Source organism: Bradyrhizobium sp. MI1.11, assembly GCF_055811255.1.
On sequence record NZ_JBVVPM010000088.1, the window covers coordinates 1 to 21,396 of the forward strand.

Annotated in this window: 11 protein-coding genes, 9 pseudogenes and 1 riboswitch; of the genes and pseudogenes, 8 read left to right on the plus strand and 12 right to left on the minus strand. The window is 60.0% G+C overall.

The window, feature by feature from the left end; all coding sequences use genetic code 11:
* A pseudogene (locus AC0L30_RS40155) lies at nt 1-125 on the plus strand (IS110 family transposase); the annotation flags it as partial.
* 64 nt (nt 126-189) lie between these two features.
* Here AC0L30_RS40155 and AC0L30_RS40160 read toward each other — a convergent pair.
* From AC0L30_RS40160 to tnpA, 4 genes and pseudogenes are all read right to left on the minus strand, one after another.
* Nucleotides 190-597 (minus strand): annotated as a pseudogene (locus tag AC0L30_RS40160) (plasmid pRiA4b ORF-3 family protein); the annotation flags it as partial.
* A 57-nt stretch (nt 598-654) separates the two neighbouring features.
* A pseudogene (tnpC, locus tag AC0L30_RS40165) lies at nt 655-2,207 on the minus strand (IS66 family transposase).
* A 51-nt stretch (nt 2,208-2,258) separates the two neighbouring features.
* Nucleotides 2,259-2,612, minus strand: coding sequence for an IS66 family insertion sequence element accessory protein TnpB (gene tnpB / locus AC0L30_RS40170; RefSeq protein ID WP_473308832.1), 354 nt, complete (start codon nt 2,610-2,612; stop codon nt 2,259-2,261).
* A complete protein-coding gene (gene tnpA / locus AC0L30_RS40175) occupies nt 2,606-3,028 on the minus strand; it encodes an IS66-like element accessory protein TnpA (protein ID WP_473308833.1) in 423 nt (140 codons plus the stop codon). Before tnpA ends, tnpB begins: the two co-directional genes overlap by 7 nt.
* 438 nt (nt 3,029-3,466) lie before the next feature.
* On the opposite strand from tnpA, the pseudogene AC0L30_RS40180 reads away from it, so the two are divergent.
* The 4 genes and pseudogenes from AC0L30_RS40180 to AC0L30_RS40195 form a co-directional block, all read left to right on the plus strand.
* Nucleotides 3,467-3,793 (plus strand): annotated as a pseudogene (locus AC0L30_RS40180) (tyrosine-type recombinase/integrase); the annotation flags it as partial.
* A 97-nt stretch (nt 3,794-3,890) separates the two neighbouring features.
* The gene (locus tag AC0L30_RS40185; RefSeq protein ID WP_473308849.1) at nt 3,891-4,610 is read left to right on the plus strand and encodes a tyrosine-type recombinase/integrase; all 720 of its coding nucleotides are present in this window, start codon (nt 3,891-3,893) and stop codon (nt 4,608-4,610) included.
* A pseudogene (locus AC0L30_RS40190) lies at nt 4,607-5,609 on the plus strand (tyrosine-type recombinase/integrase). The gene AC0L30_RS40185 and the pseudogene AC0L30_RS40190 overlap by 4 nt, the downstream one beginning before the upstream one ends.
* A gap of 114 nt (nt 5,610-5,723) precedes the next feature.
* Nucleotides 5,724-5,858: pseudogene (locus AC0L30_RS40195) on the plus strand (transposase domain-containing protein); the annotation flags it as partial.
* 662 nt (nt 5,859-6,520) lie between these two features.
* Here AC0L30_RS40195 and AC0L30_RS40200 read toward each other — a convergent pair.
* Complete coding sequence (locus AC0L30_RS40200; RefSeq protein ID WP_473256137.1) at nt 6,521-7,924, minus strand: GGDEF domain-containing protein; 1,404 nt, start codon at nt 7,922-7,924, stop codon at nt 6,521-6,523.
* Nucleotides 7,925-8,444: 520 nt separating this feature from the next.
* On the opposite strand from AC0L30_RS40200, the gene AC0L30_RS40205 reads away from it, so the two are divergent.
* Nucleotides 8,445-9,986 (plus strand): putative bifunctional diguanylate cyclase/phosphodiesterase, encoded by a 1,542-nt coding sequence (locus tag AC0L30_RS40205; RefSeq protein WP_473406571.1) that lies wholly within the window; start codon nt 8,445-8,447, stop codon nt 9,984-9,986.
* Between the two features lie 313 nt (nt 9,987-10,299).
* Here AC0L30_RS40205 and AC0L30_RS40210 read toward each other — a convergent pair whose 3' ends face one another.
* From AC0L30_RS40210 to AC0L30_RS40220, 3 genes are read right to left on the minus strand one after another with little or no spacing between them, the layout of a single operon-like run.
* Entirely contained in the window at nt 10,300-11,388 is a 1,089-nt protein-coding gene (locus AC0L30_RS40210) for a PDC sensor domain-containing protein (RefSeq protein WP_473266590.1), read from the minus strand.
* Between the two features lie 9 nt (nt 11,389-11,397).
* On the minus strand, nt 11,398-13,368 hold the full coding sequence (locus AC0L30_RS40215) for a glycosyltransferase (protein ID WP_473308835.1): 1,971 nt from the start codon (nt 13,366-13,368) through the stop codon (nt 11,398-11,400).
* Entirely contained in the window at nt 13,368-14,573 is a 1,206-nt protein-coding gene (locus AC0L30_RS40220) for an HlyD family secretion protein (protein ID WP_473308836.1), read from the minus strand. The genes AC0L30_RS40215 and AC0L30_RS40220 overlap by 1 nt, the downstream gene beginning before the upstream one ends.
* Nucleotides 14,574-16,004: 1,431 nt before the next feature.
* Here AC0L30_RS40220 and AC0L30_RS40225 point away from each other — a divergent pair.
* A pseudogene (locus AC0L30_RS40225) lies at nt 16,005-16,676 on the plus strand (integrase core domain-containing protein); the annotation flags it as partial.
* Nucleotides 16,670-16,771, plus strand: a pseudogene (locus tag AC0L30_RS40230) (IS66 family transposase); the annotation flags it as partial. The pseudogenes AC0L30_RS40225 and AC0L30_RS40230, both read left to right, overlap by 7 nt.
* 756 nt (nt 16,772-17,527) lie before the next feature.
* Here the strand turns inward: AC0L30_RS40230 and AC0L30_RS40235 are convergent.
* The 4 genes and pseudogenes from AC0L30_RS40235 to AC0L30_RS40250 all read right to left on the minus strand — a co-directional run bounded on the left by AC0L30_RS40235 (nt 17,528) and on the right by AC0L30_RS40250 (nt 21,269).
* Nucleotides 17,528-17,677, minus strand: coding sequence for a hypothetical protein (locus tag AC0L30_RS40235; RefSeq protein WP_473308837.1), 150 nt, complete (start codon nt 17,675-17,677; stop codon nt 17,528-17,530).
* 5 nt (nt 17,678-17,682) lie between these two features.
* Nucleotides 17,683-18,072, minus strand: a complete 390-nt coding sequence (locus AC0L30_RS40240; RefSeq protein WP_473308850.1) for an outer membrane protein — start codon at nt 18,070-18,072, stop codon at nt 17,683-17,685.
* Nucleotides 18,070-18,879, minus strand: a pseudogene (locus tag AC0L30_RS40245) (IS256 family transposase); the annotation flags it as partial. The pseudogene AC0L30_RS40245 and the gene AC0L30_RS40240, both read right to left, overlap by 3 nt.
* Before the next feature lie 440 nt (nt 18,880-19,319).
* A riboswitch (cobalamin riboswitch) is annotated at nt 19,320-19,531 on the plus strand.
* 298 nt (nt 19,532-19,829) lie between these two features.
* Complete coding sequence (locus AC0L30_RS40250; protein WP_247479016.1) at nt 19,830-21,269, minus strand: IS1182 family transposase; 1,440 nt, start codon at nt 21,267-21,269, stop codon at nt 19,830-19,832.
* Nucleotides 21,270-21,396: the final 127 nt, after the last annotated feature.

Here is a 21,396-nt window from a genome sequence, read left to right on the forward strand (position 1 = left end):
TAAGCAAGCGCGGCAATCGATATCTGCGCCGGATGATCATCCATGGCGCCCGTTCCTGCGTGACTCATCTTGATCGCTCGCGATACCGCCTTGGCGCGTGGCTTGATGGACTTCAGGCACGCATAGGGCCTTCCGGTCGATCACGTTGGGATCGAACCGCTCCGGGCCCCAGCGGCGCATATTGTCGTGCTCCGGATGAGCAGGGTCGCTGATGGCGTCGAGGTATTCGGCATAGCCTGGCGCACCACCGACGTGTTCCGGAGGACAACCACCGGCGGCCTCGGGCAGGAAGGGCATGCCCTCCGTCGTGGTGTTGTCGAACCTTTTTTCGAGCTTGATCACATGGTCCCAGCTGTCGCCGAAGTCATAGAGATAGTGGATGGTCTTGGCGCCGGTCTCTCGAACGATATCGCAAAGCCGCGCTTTACGAGCATCCATGGGCTGGTGGCCGTAATCATTGTCGGGGTCGGGAATCCCCCAATGTGCCTCACCAGCGAAGAACTCGAAGAGGTGGCTGTTCGTCCAGCCAAACGCCTCCTGAAGCGTCAAATGCAGCCGGTCGAGGCGCAGGGTGACGGGTACGACAAGGCGACGCACGACCTCCGGTTACGTCCTTGAGGGTCACCTTGATCCGGACCGCGGTCCTGTTCAGGCTCATGCCGCCAGCCTCGGAACGTGTGCATGCATCGTGTAGATCGATGCCCAAGGGAGCAGTTCGTCCAGTCGCGCCGCAGGCCAACCATTGACAAGCTTCGCGAGAACATCAGCGAGCCAGTGGTCGGCACTGACGCCATTGAGCTTAAGGTCTCGATCAACGAAGCGAGAACTGCCCAATTCTCGGCGCCCTCGTCGCAACCGGCAAACAGGGAGTTTTTGGCGTTGAGCTTGATCGACCGCATCGCACGCTCGACAGCATTCGTGTCCATCTCGATGCGCCCGTCATCAAGATAGAGCGTCAAACCGTCCCAATGATGCAGCGCGTAGCGCAGGGCCTTCGCCGTGTCGCTCTTCTGTGCAAGGTGATCAAGCTTGGCCTCAAACCACTGCTTCAAGGCTGTAGCCAGAGATCGGGCATGCGCCTGCCTGCCAGCACGGCGCTCGGCATCCGATCGGCCGCGGAGCGCTTTCTCGACCGCGTAAAGCTGGGCGATGCGCTCAAGAGCCTCGCGCGCAACCGGAGCTGGCGCCGGAGCGGCCTCGCGCTCGATCTTCACAAACTGGCGCCTCAGATGCGACCAGCAGAAGGCGAGCGTCCCGGACAAGGCGTCCGCACGCGTCTCTCGGGTCATGGTCTTGTAAGCCTGATAGCCGTCGCAATGGATGATGCCGCGATAGCCTTCGAGCAGCCTCAAGCCATGGACGGCCCCACGGCCCGGTGCATAGGCGTAAACCACACCAGGTGGGTCAGGTCCGGCCCAGGGCCTGTCATCGCGTGACAGCGTCCAGAAGTAGCCGGTTTTGGTCCTGCCGCGCCCCGGATCCAATACCGGTGCGGGGGTCTCGTCGACACAGAGCTTCGAAGAGGCGAGCACAAGCTGACGCAGACGATGCCACAAGGGCTTCAATTCCTGGGCGCCCTAGCCAACCCAGAAGGCGAGCGTGGAACGATCCAGCGCTATTCCGTGCGTCGCCATGCGGTAAAGCGGCAAATGCCAATGATACTTGGCATCGATCACATGCGCGACGAGCCGCTCGGTCGGCAGTCCTCCCCTGATCAATCGCTCGGGAGCAGCATGCTGGAGGACGACGCCGTGACAGGCGCGGCAAGCCAGTTTGGGGCGGCGGGTGACGATGACGCGATACTGCGCCGGTACGACGTCCAGCCTCTGGCTCTCATCGTGACCGATCTCAAAAAGGTCGCCTGCGCAGCACGGGCAGCAGGTTGCAGTGGGCATCAGGGTCTCGATCATGCGCGGCAAATGCTCCGGCAGCTTGCCACGATTGGCCCTGCGCTCGGCAGCTCTCTTCTCGCGTGCTTTGGGATTGGCGCGGTCCTCGGCTGCCTCGAGAGCCGCGACAGCCTGATCGATATCCTCCAGAACAAGCTGGAGCTGATCAGCGTCAAGCTTTTCCGAGGATCGACCGAACTGCGCGTCTTTTGCAAGCTTGAGCAACCGCTCGAGCCTGGCGCAGCGATCCAGCAGAGCCGCGGCAAAGGTACGCAACTCGGCTGGATCGCTCGGCAGCTCATCAGGCAAATCACTCATCGGCCCGAGTCTGTCATGCTTTGCGCGCCGATGCAGCGAAGATTTTATGTCCTACGCAAGCGCTTTCGGCTGCGGGATTCGAGGCGCATGCATGCGTGTCCAATCCATGCCGGCCAGACGCGCGGACAACTGCGCGGCGTTCATTCGCATGACGCCGGCCACGATGGGAGGCCATTTGAAGCCGCTGCCATCGAGCCGCTTCCAGTACATCACAAGGCCGCTGCCATCCCAGACAACAATCTTCACCCGATCAGCGCGCTTCGCACGGAAGACCACCGCCACGCCCTTCATCGGATCGTGGCCCAGCGTCGCCTTCGCCAACAGCGCCAGGCCATCTGCGCCCTTCCTGAAGTCTACAGGTCGGGTCGCAACATAAATCATGAGGCCAGCGGGAGCCGTCAGCATGAACGCGTCCGGCGCAACGCAAAAAACACATCACTCAACACAGCAAGGCCAGGCGTCCCTCGCACCTCAACTCGTGCCCCATGGAGCTCAACCGTCACAACGGCTGCCTCCGCCGACCCGGAAGGAGCTGCAACCACCGATGGCGACGATTCCGACACCAACGGCACAAACGACAGTGCTCCCCCCGCAGTTGGCAGCACCAGTTGACCTGAACGCGCCCGGCGCCGCCAGTCATGCACCTGCTGGGGCCGGCAGCCATGGCGACGTGCGACATCTGTTACGATCGCGCCCGGTTCGAGACTGTCCGCGACGATCTGCGCCTTCAAATCATCTGGCCACTGTTTCCGGCCGCCGCCGGCATACACTTCTATGCGCGGTGACAACGGTCGTCTTATGTCGTCCGAATGGTCGTCCATTGTGAGCACCCTTGCAGAAGATGACTCTTCTAACGGCGCTCATAGGTCTACGCACAAACAATCTGATGGGCCTCGCAGCCCCGCTTACGATCAGAGCGCGGCTTGGCCCCGAGGTCCATCGCCCGCCATCTCCCGGTCATCCGCGGGTTCCTGCACGAGGTGTGCTCCGGCGGCACCGCCGCCCTGTGCAAGATCAACCAAGAGGACGTGATCCGCTACATTGAGCGCCACGCCCAGGATTGGAGCCCGGGAACAGGCAAGGCGATGTGCTGGTCGTTGCGCGCCTTTCTCCGTTACCTCCACCATCGGGGGCTGAACGCGCGCCTGTTGGCGGGTTGCGTTCCATCGATGCGGCGATGGAAGCTCGCAACTCTGCCGACCTATCTGCCTGCCGCACAGGTGCGGAAGGCTCTCGATGGTTGCGACCGAAAGACGGTGATGGGACGGCGCGACTACGCCATTCTGTTGTTGCTGGCCAAGCTCGGCCTGCGGGCCGACGAGGTCGCGACGCTCACGCTGGATGATATCGACTGGCGCGCCAGCGAGATACTCGTTCGCGCCAAGGGCCGACAGCGTGCACGGATGCCGATACCGCCAGACGTTGGCGCGGCCATCATTGCATATCTGCGCAGTGGCCGCCCAAAGTCGTCGTGCCGACGGTTGTTCGTCCGCACACTCGCGCCGCACATCGGGTTTGCTTCCGGATGTGCGATCACCATGATCGCCAAGGCCGCCCTCGATCGCGTTGGAAACGAAGGTTGCGCACACCGCGGCGCCCATATCTTCCGACACAGTCTCGCTACCGAGCTTCTCAACGCTGCCGCCCGATCGTCATGCATCCTGGGCGCTGCGATTGAGCGACGTGCGCGGGTTCGCGCGCCATGTCGCCAACTTCGATCTGAGAACGGAGGTACCGCCCGTCGGCATGCTGCCCGGATGGAAGCGCGCCAAGCCCTATGTCTACAGCGACGCGGAGATCGATGCGTTGCTGACGGCAGCGCTGGCTCTGCCGCCAGCGGGCGGGCTGCGCCGATGGACCTACCATACCCTGTTCGGGCTGATCGCGGTGACGGGCATGCGTATATCCGAGGCGATGGGCCTGGAGCGTGATGACGTCGACCTCGACGCCGGGGTGCTGACGGTCCGGCTGACCAAGTTCGGCATGTCGCGGCTCGTGCCATTGCATCCGACGACGAGAACCGCGTTGCGCGACTACGCCCACCGGCGCGACGCGATGCTTGGATCACGCCGCGGCTCGACCTTCTTCGTTGCCGAACAGGGAGGCCGCTTGCTGCACCAGTACGTTCATCGCGTCTTCTGGCGATTGTCCCGAGAGATCGGGCTGCGGCGCCCAGGTGATCGTACCGGGCCACGCGTGCACGACTTCCGTCATCGCTTCGCCATCCGGACGCTGCTCGACTGGTATCGCGAAGGCAAGGACGTCGAGCAGCAACTCCCAGTGCTCTCCACTTACCTCGGCCACGCCTGCGTGCGTGATACCTACTGGTATCTCTCGGCCTGCCCCGAGTTGATGGAAGAAGCGGCGCGGCGTCTCGATCGGCGGTGGGAGGTGACGCCATGAAGCCCGCCTGCAATGTCGCCACGTTGATCGAGCGCTTCTTCACCGAGCGCCTCATGCGCCAGCGCAACGTCAGCGGCAACACGATCGCCTCCTACAGGGACACGTTCCGGCTGCTATTCATGTTCGCACAGGTGCAGCTCCCGGAAGCCCCCATCGGCCCTGATGCTCGCCGATTTGGACGCAACGTTCATCGGCGCGTTCCTAACCGATCTCGAGGTAAAGCGCGGCGCGAGCGCGAAGACGCGTAACCTGCGTCTGACCGCTATCCGATCCTTCTTCAGGTTCGTGTCCTTCGAGGAGCCGGCACACAGTGCGCTGATCCAGCGCGTGCTCGCCATACCGAGCAAGCGCCACGATAAGCGACAGGTGCACTTCCTGACGCGCCCCGAGATCGAGGCGGTTCTCGCCGCGCCCGATCGAACGACGTGGCTTGGCCGCCGCGATCACACCTTGCTGCTGGTCGCGGCCCAGACGGGCTTACGCCTCTCCGAGCTGACTGGCCTTGACCGGGATGCCGTCCACCGCGGGTCTGGCGCACACGTACGATGCGTCGGTAAAGGGCGGAAGGAGCGGACCACTCCGCTGACCACACTCGCTCGGTGTGCGCTCCAGGCATGGCTCAAGGAACCGTAACGGAAAGGAGCAACAGCGTTGTTCCCCAACGTGCACGGGCGCCGGCTCAGTGCCGACAGCGTCCAGTCGCTCCTGGGAAATCATGTTCGTGTCGCTCACAAGAGTTGCCCATCTTTGAAGGCCAAGAGCGTGTCACCGCACGTGCTGAGGCACAGCGCTGCGATGGAGCTGCTGCAAGCCGGCGTCGACTGCTCCGTGATCGCGCTATGGCTCGGTCATGAATCGGTCGAGACGACGCAGACGTACCTGCACGCCCACCTCGTCCTCAAGGAAGCTGCCCTGGCGAAGCTCAAGCCGTACGAGCGCGGCAAGCGAACCCGGTTCCAGCCGAACGACCGCCTGCTCGCCTTTCTGGAGGCGCTCTGAACGACCAAACTATGCCGAATGGAATGGGGCTGCCGTGCACGCCATCGACGCGTACCAGCGTGACAACGGCGTGCCATACCAAACCCGTTCGGCATAGTTCGGCGGGCGGCATAAACCTGTAAGCTGAACGACCTCGATCCGCTCGCTTACCTGACCGACGCCCTCGCCCGAATCGTCAGCGGCCATTCAAACAGCGACATCGATCAGCTGCTTCCGTGGGCCTATTCCATCATGAGATTGAAGCCGTGACTTGAGAACGACGCTTACGAAACGAGGGCCATATCAGCGTCTTAAAGGGCGGATCTCTCGATCATTTGTCGTTTTAGACGGTTATGTCGAGACTGGTTGGCCAGCTCGCAGGTCCCCCGAACTGGGATCGATGGCGATCACCAACATCCTAGATCATCGCTGCGTCTGGTTGCGGACACTGATGTCCGAAGCTTTACACGAAGGCGGGCGGATTCGGTGCGGCGTTCAAGTGGAATGGCAGAAGCGGGGCTAATAAGGATCCCGCCGTGAACAATTCCGGCGGCGACGCGAGCAGATCATGAAGCATCTCAAATCGCCCTATCAGCTACCATCAGGTCGTGACCTTCTTCACATCCCTATCCGGGAGCCGGATGGTCGTGCCTCGCGCGAGTGGGCTTTGTGGACTGCGATCCCCGGATCGTCGTCGAAAGGGGCCTGAGTTCATCTTTGATGAAGTTCGTCGGCCACTGTGGTTCTTCAAGCGAGACTCGGCCGCCATGCGGAAAGCCCTTCGAATTTCGTCGGTAGTATGGAATGCCTTGCTGTTTGTGATGGGCTAATGCGCGGTGCACGCGGCTACGACGCACTGATCTGAAGTACGATGGCGGGAACCGTAGTGGCGGCGCGGTCCGCCTGAGGCTATCGCGCGGATGAACGAAGCCTTACGCGACAATGACTCGATTGCGACCTTCATGTTTTGCGCGATAGAGCCGCTGATCGGCAATGTTCAGGAACCCGTCGAGCGTATCTCCATCGCGCCCGAACTCCGAGACACCAACACTGATCGTAACCCCGACCGACGGTTGGGCTCCGACATCGAATGCAGTGCCTTCGATGGTCGACCGAAGGCGTTCGGCTACCGCGTAGGCAGTATCGAGCGTCGCCCCGGGTAGCAACACCATGAATTCTTCGCCGCCTACCCGTGCGACAGAGTCGTAAGGGCGGATCGCCTCCAGAGACTTCCGGACGAACCCTCGGAGGACCTCATCGCCAACACTGTGGCCACGTGAGTCATTGATGTCCTTGAAATGGTCGAGATCAAGCGACAGCAGAGATAACGGAGCACCGCTTCGCTTGGCCCGCGCGATCTCGGCGCCGATATGCTCGATGAAGTGGCGCCGATTTCCGGCGCCGGTCAGCGGGTCGGTGGCGGCAAGGCGTTCCAACGTCTGATTGCTCAGTTTCAGCTGCCGTAGCGCCCTTTGAGTGTCGGCCATCGACTCGGCTAGCCGGGCCATCATTTGTTCCTGGCTATAGATGATCGAGAATGATTGCGTCGTTCGGAAAGCCTGGACAACTCCATAGCTGAGAAGGAAAAACCCGCCGGCAAAGATCGCGTGGGCGAGCCACCACATGTGATTCCAGGGCGTTGCCACAATGAATGCGAGCGACGATATTGCAAACCACGCGACCGAAATGCCGAAAACAAGCATAAGTGGTGAGTAAATCCGTCGCATAAGCATGACGGCGACGTCCAGCGCGCTGAACACAAGGGCGCCGCCCTCCATGGACAAGCGTACCGCCGGGTGTGCCGCATACGGGGAGTAGGCGATTAAAGCGACGGCTATGTCCATCGCCAGGAACAGGCCAATCCACATCCGCCATGCGCGCGCATCCGAACGCTTCTGGACGTCGTCTGACGGGTGATTGTAGCTGAGCAACCCAGCGAAGAGCAGAATCGACATCGCGAGACGCGATGCGGGTCCATAGAGCAGAAACAGCCAAATGTTGCGGTGTGCCATACCGGTGAAGACGCCGTGCGGCGAATAGATCAGCACGAAGCCTAGAAATCCAAGCGTTAACCAACGCAACAGAGGTTCGCCGGAAGACCGGTAGCAACGCCACGTCACATAAGCGACGAACATCCCTTCAAGGGCGGCGACGGCGATCGCAAATTCGTGGAACAGATGATTTTCAAACTTTAGCGTACGATCCTGCTGGAAATACAGGTAGGCGATCAAGGGCGCGGGCATCAGAGCAAAGGTGATGAGGAGAAGGCTCATATACACCTGTGTGACCAGCCGCAGTGGGTCGGGCGGCTCGTGCACCGCAACGTTGGTGCTCATATGCAGAACGTCTCCCATAATGATACCTGTACTCGCTTACGTGGACTGTCGGTCGCTCTGCGGTTGCGAGAGCGCCGTTAGACCGAGACGAATCACGCGAGTGGCACAGCCAGTCGATAAACAATCCACGGCATCAACCGTAGCACGAAAACACCTCCCGTTCCAGGCATGCATCCTCGCGCGCCGCAGGGCCCGCAAACCCACGCGGCGCCTCGACTCGCCACTTATGAATTCGGGTTAATCACGTACGAACTGGCACGCCGGTTGCTAGCCACGTTGCGGGGAGCCGTTATCGCGATCCGACGGCGCGTTTACACGGCCGCTTGCGAAGCGTCGCGCGAGTTGTTTCGGCAACCGGCGCAGAGGTGCGTTCGGTTAGCACTTACGCTGTAAGAACCTCATTGGAACGGTCGGGTCAGCGAAGGTTCGTGTCATGAGTTTGTCATCTCCACGATCGCGCTTTTTGCGCGCCGATCGGTTCGTTTGGCCTGGTTCTGCCACAAGGGATTTGATCGTTCTGTTGGCGCTCGTCGTTCTCGTGTCGGTCTTTGCGCACGCCTATCACCTTGGCCCTCACCTGTCCAAGCTGGAACGCGACTCCGCGGGTTCCGCAATCGACGACATCTCTTTCATTCTGTTCATCTCCTGCTCCGTGAGCATCGCGCTGACAATCTTTAGTGTTCGTCGCTTTCGCGATCTCGCCCGCGAAACCAAGGCGCGAAGCCTTGCTGAAGGAGAAGCGCACGATCTGGCTCGATACGATCCATTGACCAGCCTCCCTAATCGCCGCTCATTTGATGAAACACTTAGTTCGTGTCTTGGCCTCGCGGGCAACACCCACCAAGTGGCCGTCCTGATGGTTAGCTTGGGTGGCTTGAGGAGGATAAAGGACACGCATGGCCGCGCGGCGGCTGACAACGCACTGTGCGAGTTTGCCAAGGGCATCGCGAACCTCTTGCGCGACGATTGCGTCCTGGCGCGAATTGGAGGGGAGGAATTCGGGATAGTGCTGCCAGATATTCGCTCCCTCGAGGATCCTGCCAATCTGGCGCGCCGAATTGTGGGGTCCGCTCCCTACAGTTTCGCGGCGAAGACGGGGGCAGCCGAGTTGGGTGTTGGAATTGGCGTCGCGATCGCCCCAAAGGACGGTCTCAATTTGGACGAATTGATCAGGCGCGCAGAACGTGCACTGAGTCCGATACCAGGCAATGGCAGGTGCTGTATTCGCTTTTTTGAACCAGAGATGGACATCCATGTCGAGCGGCGCATCCAGATCGAGCGAGAGCTTCGCAGCGCTATCACGGCCGACATTATCGAGCTTCACTACCAGCCGTTGGTTTCGTTAACACAGAATTGCATCATCGGATTCGAAGCCCTGGCGCGTTGGGAAAATAGGAGCTTGGGGCATATTCCGCCAGATGTGTTTATTCCGATTGCAGAAGAAGTAGGTCTCATCAACGCTCTTGGAGATCAGCTTTTTCGACGCGCCTGTTTCGATGCCAACGGATGGCCGCAGACGTTTACGCTTGCCTTCAATATTTCGCCCATTCAATTGCTCGATCCCGCGCTTGCACAACGCATTCTATCGATCCTTCGCCAAACCGGGTTCAGTCCGCACCGCCTGGAGGTTGAAATTACGGAGAGCGCCCTCCTGGAAAACACCGCGGCTGCTAAGACCGTAATCGATGAGCTCCGTCAAGCTGGCGTCCGCATCGCACTTGACGATTTTGGAACAGGTTATGCTATGCTCAGCCAGCTGCTTTCGTTTCAGCTCGACAAGATCAAGATAGACCGCAGCTTCGTCTCGCATCTGAACAACAGTCCTGACAGCCGGGTGATCGTTCGTGCTATCCTTGGCCTTGCAAAAGGATTTGGCTTGAAGACCACAGCCGAGGGCATCGAAGACGCAGGCCAGCTGACGTTTCTAGCGGCCAATGGTTGCACCGAAGGACAAGGCTATCTGTTCAGTGGTGCCAAACCAGCCGGCGCTATTCCCGCGCTACTTCGCGAATCCGGCCGCACGGCTGTTGCTGAAGATGTGACCAGACGTCCGCATGAGTGAGACGACGCGTTCAGGTTCGAGAACCTTCTTCAGATTCCCGCTGTCAGTCTAACCAGGCGAGTCGGCGAGGCGGAGCAGAAACGCTGCGCGGTCTCAATCCGCACCAGCAGTTCCCAAAGCCTGTCCTTGATCTAACATTCAGCGATGAGATCGAGGTGATCGCCAAACCGACCGACCGTCAGCCCACAACAGCCGCCGCTTCACCGGCTAAGCCGTAACCAAGAGTTAGCGATGCCCTGGAGACTCGGCTGAATGTACGCTCCGAGGCCCTCACCCGGATTATGAGTCAAGTCGTGCTTCTGCCCTTAAGTCGTCAACTGACGGGCCAAGCGCTCATCAGCTTCGACTGTATCCTGACCAGTGCGTCGCTTAGCCGTGCGGCTTCATCAAACCGGGTTTCCTGATATGGCGGGCGGGCGGCGGAATCGAGCACGATAGCCTCGGCGGACTCCGAGAGCCGACGCAGAGGTGTTCTGAGCCATTGGGCGGCACAAAAGAGCAGCGCCAGAGCCGCCACCGCGCCCGCGCCGAGAATGATCCAGAACGACCGGATCAATTCACGGACCGGCGCCATGGCCTGGTTGGCATTCTGCCGTACCAGAAGAGACCACCCGAAGCTTGGGAGGTCTGCAAATCCAATGGTTGGGACGATCACGACAAAGTATTCCTTGCCGTCAGGCCATAGCTCGCTGAGAAACGCGGTGGTGAGCCGGCTGGCTGCCAGGGCGGAGCCGACGTTGAGGGGCTTGTTGGCGAGCTCAGGTGGACCAAACAAGACTGTTCGGTTGCGCGAAAGCAGCAGCACCTCGATTCCGGGCGCCTGTAAAGCCGTCATCCCCTCACCTACCCAGCTCCAATTCAGATGGGCACCGACCACGCCGGCAATCGAACCTGCGTGCCGCAGTGGAGCAGCCAAGTCGATGAAGCGATACGGTTCAGGAGACACCGGCAACAAGCTCGCCAGGAGCTGTGCCTCGTGAACGTCGATGGCAGCGGGCCCCGCAATGCCGCGTTTGAACCATGATCTCTGCGCGGCGCTCTCGCCTTCGAGCATTCCATCCCTGGCCGCCAGCACCTTGCCCTCAAGATCTGCAATGCCGAGCCAGGAATAGCGGCCATCCAGCCGGCTTAGGAACTGGATGTGTTCGTGGGCGCTTGCCAGATCGGTCGGATCGATCAGGTCAGCGAGCCGGGCCACGTCCATCCAAACACCGTAGAGGCGGCGCGCCAGCAGATTAGCGCTTAGTTGGCCGCGAGTCGTCAGCTTGTCTACCTGCAGCTGCTCGCCGCGTTGCTGTAGGGCCGCGGTATACACCGTTGCAGTCACCATGGCTGGAACGAGCATCAGCGTGGCGCCCCCAAAGAACACGAGGGTGCGTATATTTAGTCTTCTCCTGGTCATCACGTCTCCCTAATGGGTTAGCGCCCGTGCCAGTTCGCGGATGATGCGCACGATATCTCCGCGATCAGATCCCGGAACGGCCTGGATCGTGTGCAGCTTTTCGACGATCTGCGCCCGCTGTGTTGCTGTTGGCGAAAACCTGAGCCGATAGCCGTCTCGGGTTGACGCAACGACATGTGCGTCGACATCTCCAATGATGGGGACGCTCAGTTTCCCTGCCGCCCCTGCCACAAGTCCGGACGGACCGCTAATGCGCGCGCCGCCCGGACTGAGATTGATCAACCAGCCGCGGTATCTGGCGTCTCCAATCGTTAACGTGATGGGCTCGGGTACCTGCCGCTGCGGTCGATTGGGGCGAGGCCGCTCAATGCACACAAAGATCACTATCAGCAGGACGAAGAGGTTGTAGATCGTCCAGAACAAAACAATGGCGACGCCATCGCCGGATGTCGACGAAGTATTGAAGACAAGTTCAGGATTCAGCGGCACCACCAAGCCACCTAGAGTCAGTCCAAACAGAATTAGGAATGGTCGCATCAACCCCCATTGGACAACAATCTTCGTCCTGTCGCCGCCTTTGGCCGTGACCGAGAACTGGTGAGGTCCTCTCGTCAAAAGACCCAGTGCAGCTGCCCGGCAGACCGGCCAGGCAGCAATCAGCTGCGCCGTATCGTTGATTATGGGAATGAATAGTCCCTTCGAAAGCCAATTCAAGGCCACCAAGACCATGGCAAAATAGGGAACATAGTATCTGGTGATATCGACCAATGACGCGTTCACGATCGTTATGCCGAGCCACCAGTACAACAGCGGACAGATGAGACTCGCAAGGCGGAAAGGAAAGGTCGTGGACCAGTACAAAAATGAATCGATGACACTGATCCGGTGCATCAAATCCAGTCGGTGTGAGCCGAAAGGATTGTATGAATTACGTACAATCTGAGTCAGACCAAGGCACCAGCGACCCCGCTGGACGATGTATTCCTTGAGCCCCTCGGCAGCCAACCCCTCGCTCAGTGGCTCGTTGAGATAAACGGTTTTCCATCCGTTTTCTGCAAGTTTCAGCGTGAGCAGGAAGTCTTCCGTAACACTTTGCGTCGCAATGCCGCCGATCTGCTCAATGGCTCGAACCCTCATAACGGAGGAGGTACCGCAGCAGATCGCGATTCCCCAAGCGTCTCGCGCCGGCTCCACGTTATCGAAGAAATGGCGCTGCTCATCCGGATATCCGGTGCTGATGCCCAGGTTGTGCTGGATCGGGTCGGGATTGAAGAAGTGCTGCGGCGTTTGAACCAGCCCGACACTCGGATCGTGAAACAGCGCCAAGGTTCGTTCTACAAAATCGAGATGAGGAACAAAATCGGCGTCCAGGATGGCGACGAATTCCGGCCGATCAGTATCCAAGGCGCGCACCGAGAGCGCATGATTGATGTTTCCCGCCTTGGCGTGCATATTGTCGGAGCGCACGATGTAGCCGACGCTGTGCCGCTCGCAAGCTTCGCGGAGCGAATCCCTGCGGCCATCATCAAGCACAAAGACACGAAGCTTGTTGAATCTGACGGCCTTGGCGCCAATCACTGTTCGCTCGAGAATCTCCAGCGGCTCATTGTAGGTCGTGATGAAGATGTCTACCCGTGGCATTTCTTCAGGCGCCCACCAGCCGGCGTGGCGATCTGCTTCAGCAGTCCGTTCCCTTACACGCGACAGGATTACGAAGCCGATGGACGAAGACAACACTGTCAGCGCCTCGAGCACCGCGAAGCCCCAGCTGAACAAAGCGCCGGCGGTCCAATCGAGTGGCTTCAGAGTATCGGTGAACCGCCAGTTTACGTAACGCCAGGATAAAATTGTGGCCAGCCCCAGGAGCAGAGTGCGCCAGTACCACTTGCTTGGATTGAGCAGTGGCAAGACTGCCAAACGGAGCCCGAGAATGACGGCGGCTCCCGCCAATGCGGCCAGTAGTGGTGACAGTACGAGCATCAGAAGCCGTAGCGTGTAAGAAATCGGCGGAACTGTGCAATTGGTCCGCTCGAAAAGATGATGCGTCCGGTGCGTCCGATAGCGCAGCTGAGATCGGGCTGCTGCGCAAGATCCGGCACGGTCACAGTGACGTCGAACCGTTCAAGATGTTGAGTACTTGGTCCTACCGCCAGATTTGCATAGAGTGACGACGCGCCGGAACCGCCGAGTCGGGTGATGGTCCCGTCGAAAATCCGCTCGTCGCCGAACAACCGGAACTGAACCGGCGCCCCGACCGAAAGGCTATCGTAAAGCGATTCGGAGACGCCCGCTGTGACCATCAGGCTGTTGCAATCGACAAACTTAAGGAGGTCTTGACCACGCCGTGTGTGCTCGCCGTGCTCCAGCAGAACATCCCAGACCAAACCGGAGACTCGGGCGTTTAGTATGGCAGAGGTCAAACGATTGACACGCAGGCGCTCGGCATCGATTTGCCGACCAAAGTGGGCCATCCGGCCTTTCACTTGCTCCTCCTCGACATGCAGTTCGGCCAGTCGCAGGTCGATATCCCGAATTCGCTGCATCGAGAAGGGAGCGTCGCTGGAGGCCTCTGCGATGAATACACCCTCGCGGGCCGAGGCGAGTTCCGTTTCGAAGTAACTGACACGCTGCTGTGCACTCTCCAATTCTTGCTGTGCCACATCGAGTGTGGCACGAGCCCGACCCAGATTGGCTACCGTCTGCACGCCGCGATTGCTCAGCTCGTTGGCCCGCTTGAATTCCGCGTCCGCCTCGCGCAGCCGCGCGGCAGATGCGTCTTGGGCCGCTCTGGTTTCTGCGATCCGCGCCTCGATCTGCCGGATTCGGCCGCGCTGATACCCGGTTGATTGCGCATCGAACTCGGCCCTTGACAGCGAGAGGGCGGCTCGCTGGCCCCCAACGCGTTTAAGTTCGATTTGTTGGTTGTCTCGATCGCGCTCGAGGTCGAGAAGTCGAGCGGTATCGAATCGTTCATCGGTCACTTCAGCCGCAAGTTCCCCCGGGTTGACGCGCGTTCCGATGCTTTTGACGGAGAGGCTTACTCTTCCTTCGATCGGGGCGCGAACAATATAGAGCCGTGCATTTACGGTCGCATCTGCCGACGTTCCAGAGAAGTGCTCCCCAACGATGACGTATAGCCCCCCGACCAAAAGAACCAAGCCGACGACCACACGTGCGAGCCTCATGGCCGACTTCCGATCGCATCGAGCCGGAGAGCGAGAGCAGGCTGAAGTTGGTATTGGCAAGTCATACGGTCTGCTCGCGGTATTTGTGAGCCGTATTGCCTGAGCGAACGGGCTCTTTAGGGCATCCGGAACGGCACAGGGAGCCAGATTGCTCCGCGTGTTTTGCGCTGGGCCGATTGTATCTTCGTGTTCGGACCGCCCGCCGAACGGCCAAGCGCCTGATCTTCAGACCACCGTTCTCCGCTGATGCACCCGGACAAGGGCGGAATCGACGACCGGATATTTGTAATCGGCTCGTCGGATATGGAGTGGACGATACGCCACCAAACCCCTTCCCGGTGCATCCACTGAAGCGGCGGAATGCTATCCATTCCCCAAGAGGCCTCTGGAAGATCACGCCAAGGACGGTATGTAAGCGCGTCCAAGGCGCACCGTGCACGAACACCGGGTTGTGCCGATTGGTCGGGCCCTTCTGATCGGGTCCGCCAAACATCAGGTGCGCTATTCTCTCCCAGCCGGCTTCGGTGAAAGTCAATCCGTTCATTGCACTCAAGATTGCCTCCCAAAAAAACGTCCTCGATCTAACTTCCCTGCAAACACCACCTAGGCGGACCGCGGGGACTTCTTCCATACTTCGTCCGATCTGCTTGCCCGTTTCGTCGGCTGTTTTGGACGACAGGCCGGCAACTGACGGCCGCTCTCTAATGCAGCTCCCGTGTCCGCCCCAGGCAATACTGTTGAGATTTGCGCTCACTCCTGAGACTTCGGACGCAAAATCGTTCCGTGTAACGTCGTTAAGCGAGGGGTCATGACTGACATCGACCCTCTAGGCCGGTTCGACCGCGCCGTCTCCAAGTTCCGCTCAAAGAAGTGAGCAGTTGATCGGGCTATTCCTATGAACCGCAACTTGCCCAAGACGCGTACGGTGATCAGCCGCACCCTGTTTCTTGCGGTTGGTCTGCTCCGTTGCTTTTTGATGGCAGTGGCGAGCTGCATCTTCCGTTCTTTGGGTGGACTCTTCTCTCCCAGCGTAGGTTGGTCGTGTTTTCTCCCGCGGTTGCAGATCGATGAGTTGCTTAGATGAAGTCTGCATGTTGCGATGTCCGTTTGTTGCACGTGTGCTACTCACAAAAGGGCTATAGTAAAGTTAGCTGAGAACCGCGGACAACGAACCTACCACTTTTGATACAGAACCGCGTCCGCACATTCGAATCGACCGGTGGTGAAGTGTCGGCGGCGATGACCTTGCCCCTCCGGGTTAATCCAGTTTGAAGTTCGGTCTGGCCCAAGACGAGGACCAGAGCATGAAACGCAAGCGATTTACGGAAGAACAGATCATGGGCATTTGGAGGAGCATGAAGCCGGGGTTCCGGTCGCCATCTCTGCCGCGAGCATGGTGTCAGCGATGCCAGCATCTACAAAATGGAAGGCCGTGGTGGCCGCAAGCGGGCGATCGGGACCCGGGCGCCGATGCTGGTTCCGATGATGCCGAACGATAGGCGGTCGCTCGACTTTGTGTCGGACCAACTGACCTGCGGCCGCCGCTTCCGCATCCTCCGTCGTCGATGATTGTACCCGCGAGTGCCTGGCGCTGATGGCCGACACCTCGCTCTCCGGCACCCGCGTGGCGCGGGAACTGGACCGGCTGATGATTGAGAGTGGCAAGCCCAGCATGGTGGTCAGCGACAACGGCAGCGAGCTCACCAGCAGCGCCATTCTCGCATGGACCAACCAGAGCTGCGTCGCGTGGCACTTACATCGCGCGGGCAAACCCATGCAGAACGCGTTCATCAGAGCTTTAACGGTCGGCTGCTGGATGAGTTTTTGAACGAGACGCTGTTCACGTCGTTGGCCCAAGCCCGCGTCGCGCTTGAATGCTGGCGGGCCGACTACAACGATACGCGACCCCACTCGCAGCTCAGATAGAGAACCCCGTCCGAGCTCGCCACGACCTGCCACAGGCGCCCAACACGGCAAATCCAGCGGCAAGGACGAACTCAGAACTGGATAAAACCTTTGGGGGCAAGGTCATTGGCGCTAGATGACAAAATGCCAAGCTCGCCGTCCACCATCCGCTGGAGTTATCTCGCTCTCAGGGTGTGACGCGCTTTGTCGATGATGGCCGCCGCATCGAGCTCGACAACAACATTATCGAACGTTCGATCCGTCTGATCGCGCTCAACCAGAAATACGCTCTTCGCGAACGGAGCTTCGTTACGGCGAACTCGCTTGGCCCCCGTGCAGCATCGCGTTGGCGTCGCCTTCGTTCCCGCATGCGTCGAACCGGCCCTATCGAAGACATCGGCAGAGTCGCGGTTGGCGCCGGCTCCTCGGCCGCGAGGGCCTCTCGCAGCTCCCTTGCTTGTTGAGCGGGTGCGGCGGGACGCAGCAAGAGCTGATGAAACATGACGTTGGACACTCGTTAGATGCGCTGTTCGAGCGCGCCAAGCGACAGGGATTTAGGGCAATAGACCCCAGGGTCGGCAAAATAATTGAGATGCTCGCCACATATCACGCGACGCATGAATTTCCGCTAGAGCCGCCACGCGAGCACCTTGTCGTCGGCGACGTCCTCGTGGGTAGTCCACAATGATCGAGCAATTCTTCCTTGTCCGAGGGCGGTAGGACGGATTGACGATCGGGCCGGCGCGCCATTCGACATCGCTGCCGAGGCGGACTTCCTTACGCCGAGGAACGAGTCGAGCAGCTATGCGACTTCTACCCGGATCTGGAGTGGGCGCTTCCCAACACGACGCCGACTTCCGTTGCCGGCGTCGCGGCGCTGCTTCGTTATCCCAGAGCGCAACACCTCCCCGGCTATGTAGGCCTAATGCTCTGAGCTCCATTGATGTCCGTTGTCACCTCAAGCCGCCATCCGCATCGCTCTTTGAAGGACGTCAGATGCCAAAGAGAAAGCGTCGCGTGAGCGGGGCTTTCCTTCGGAGCCTTGAGAATCAACACCATCCGGCGGCTGGCCCGCCGAACTTATACTTCACGCCAATCTTGGCCACCGACAGCTTGTTCTTCAAGTCAATGTTAGCGATTGCGGGTGCGCCTGCGAAGGCTGAGACATCCAGCGCGATGTTCTTCTTGTCGAAACTCAATCTAGCTATACTCGATAAGATGCGCTCCACTTGGGCGAGAACGCGTATTCCGCACCCGAGCCAAGCAACCAACCCCAGCTCGTGCTGGAGGAGCTCACGGAAGCCGCTCCGCCGAAACCGGCAGGGACGCTGAAGTTATGATCCGTTTGCATCCAGGCCGCACCTCCCTTGACGTACACAAGTGTCCGGTCGGCAACAACACCGCCGACCCGACCCGTGACGGTGGCTAACCAATCGCTCTTGGCCGTGCACGATGCCCCAATTCTGAGGCCGGGACTGGTGCCCTTCACATCCACACCGGCGATGTCACCCTGGACGCCAAAGATGGCCCGACCGAACTGCCAGTTGTAGCCAGCCTGTCCTCCGCGGAGAGATCCGCTTCTGTTGTGACAAATGAAGGCAGAGACGACACGCCGTCCAGTCTTGCCGGCATGCGCCAGCGCGTTACGCATGAAGTGGACGCGGCACCGTTGCCGCTGGCATTGAGCACCTTGGCTACGGTGGCCTTGATACCTTCGTGGGCATCGGACACGACGAGCTTGACGCCACGCAGGCCGCGGCGGGCGAGCTTGCGCAGGAACGCCGTCCAGAACGTCTCCGCCTCGGACGGGCCGATGTCCATGCCGAGGGCCTCGCGTCGGCCGTCGCTATTGACGCCGACCGCGACAATCACCGCGACGGATACCATGCGGCCATTCTGGCGCACCTTCACGTAGGCGGCGTCGATCCACAGATATGGCCAGTCGCCCTCAATCGGGCCGGCGAGGAACGCCTTCACCTTCTCGTCGATCTCGCCGCACAGTCGGCTGACCTGGCTCTTGGAGATGCCGGTCATGCCCATGGCCTGGACGAGGTCGTCCACCGAGCGGGTCGAGACGCCCTGCACATAGGCTTCCTGAACCACGGCGGTGAGCGCCTTCTCGGCCATGCGGGCGGCTCCAAAAAGCCTGGAAAGTAGGAGCCCTTGCGCAGCTTGGGAATTCGCAGCTCAACCGCACCGGCGCGGGTCTCCCAAATCCGGTCCCGGTAACGTTACGCTGGGCAAGACGCTCGGGGCTCTTCTCGCCATAGGCCGCCCCGGTCTGGCCTCCCACTTCCAGCTCCATCAGACGCTGGGCGGCAAAGCCGATCATCTCGCGCAGCAGATCGGCGTCGGGGGACTTCCCTACCAGCGTGCGCAGGTTCATCATGTCGTCGGTCATCGCTGGTTCCTCGCTTGCCTTGGCGTGTCGCAACCCAATCCTACCGGAGAACTGCCGGTGAGCACCGCAAAGCCGCCCGCCCGCTACGGCGCTATTGAGGGCGTGCGTCTGGGCGGCTTCGCTCTACCGAGCTCCACCACCACCAGGAACGACCAACTTTTCAGGAACGACCAACTTTTCTGCGTGTGGCTGGTTTGCTTCGGCCCACCGGTTAAGATGTCGACCGAGGGAGAAGCGATCGCACGACGTCGCGCCGCGCCTCGACGAGCTTTCCAATGTTCTTGCCGCCGTCGATGCTGCGCTCGATGGCTTTCGAACGGAACGGCTGCATCCGCGAGGCGTGAATAAATCTTTCGGATTACGTCGCCGAGCGCCGCTGGACCAAGGACGGAGGCTTCGTCAACGACGAACCGTCTGTTGACACAGAATCGAATACGGCGTCTAGATGTAGTTGCCACGGTCTCTCAAATCGCAAGATAGAGAGCTAAGAGGGAAGCCGGTACGGCCGAAAGCCAAAGCCGGCGCTGCCCCCGCAACTGTAAGCGGCGAGCCGCTGTCGACAGAGTCACTGGCGCAAAATCTCGGCGCCGGGAAGGCCAGACAGCAGCAAGAACCCGCGAGCCAGGAGACCTGCCGTGACAACAACAGAGTCCTCGGGCGGGGTGTCCCGGTGGTCGCTAGCCGGCAGTGGGCCGCCGAGGGCGGCTCGTGTTCCGCATGCGCCTACCTCAGCCTTGCCCCAACCCAAGTGGGATGCCGATGTCTGGTCTGGGTCTTGGTCGTGTAAAAACGCTGTTGCATGACGCGGACCGGCGCGGTCGAACTCAGGCTATCGCGGTCCGATCAATTTGGGCAAGTTTTACGGCGGCTCGACCAGAACTCATCCTGAGGCAATGTCGGGGCTCTTTTACGCGCCCCATGAACCGCAACGGCGCGCGGCAACGCCCGTATCACGCACTCACCGCCGCCAGCAGCGGTTTCATCCCGACGATGTTCAGCACGCGTGTCAGATTGTAGCCGAGCACGCACAGCGCCATCTCGGTCGCAACTTTCGGCAGCGTCACGCACAAGAAGTGCGTCGCGCCCATGCGCATCTTCAGTGTGCCGAACGGATGCTCGACGGTCTCGCGGCGTGTGCGCATGGCGTTTGGATTCTTGTCGAGCCGTGCCTGAGCGCGTTCGAGAACGTCCTCGTGCACCCATCGCTTGATACGGCGTTGTGGGCTCGGCGTGCACTTCGATTTGAGTGGACAGGTTTTGCAGGCGTTCGTCCAATAGTTGCGCAGCTTCTGGCCGTCTTCGTCGTTGGTATAATAATATTTGAGTTTCTCACCGGCAGGGCAGCGATAAACATCCTCATTTGGCAGATAAGCAAAGTCCTGTTTGCCGAAGCGTCCCGAAGCCTTCGCACCCGATGTCATCGGCTTGGGCAAAGTCACCGTGATGCCAGATTGCTCGCACGCCACGATTTCTTCACCCTTGAAGTAGCCGCGATCGGCGACAACAACGAGCGTGTCGGCCTCAAGAACGGCTTTGGCTTGCCGGGCTATGTTTGCAAGTTGCGACCGGTCTGAGCCGCTTGTTGTCACCTCGTGCGCGACGATCAGATGGTTTTCTGTATCGACCGCCGTCTGCACATTGTAGCCGACGACGCCAGAACCACGGCCGCTCGTGGCCATCGAACGGCTGTCGGGATCAGTGAACGATATCTGCTGATCGGGCGACGCCAGAACCTGTTTTTCAATCGCTGCGAGTTTCGCCATTTCAACGGTCAGATTTTTGAGCCGTTCTTTGATCCGCGTCTTTTTTAACTCCAGTGTTTCCGACGGCTCCTGCCGGTCGGCGGTATCGAGCTGAGCGAGATAGCGCGCAACACTCTCCTCCAATTGCGTGCGCCGCCGCTCGACTTTGCCGCGCGTGAAGTTCTTATCGCGATTATTGACTGCTTTGAATTTGCTGCCGTCGATCGCAACGCTGGCTGTCGCGAGCAAGCCCATCTTGCGGCACACCTCGACGAAGCGCGCGCAGACCTTTTTGATGCCGGAACCATTGTCCTTGCGGAAATCGGCAATCGTTTTGTGATCGGGCGCAAGCCTGGCGAGCAGCCACATCACTTCGACGTTGCGGCCAGCTTCACGCTCAAGCCGGCGGCTCGAATGGACACGGTTGAGATAACCGTAAATGTAGAGCCCTAAGAGCGCGGCCGGATGATAAGACGGCCTACCTGTGCCGGCAGGCTCAACGCCACCGAACCCAAGTTCAGCCAGATCGAGGGCTGCAACGAAGGCGTCGATCACGCGAACCGGATTGTCATCTGCAACCCAGTCGTCCAGGCATTCCGGCAACAAAGTAGATTGCCCGCGATCAGCTCCTTGAACGAAACGAGCCATGCCAGCCCCCGCCGATCCAGTGCGGGAATCATAGCAGGCTCGGCGTTTTCACACATGGGGTAATTCCGGGCTCGGAGCCATACTCAGGCTCTGCGAATCAGCTCTCCAGGACTCGACGAGGCCTACC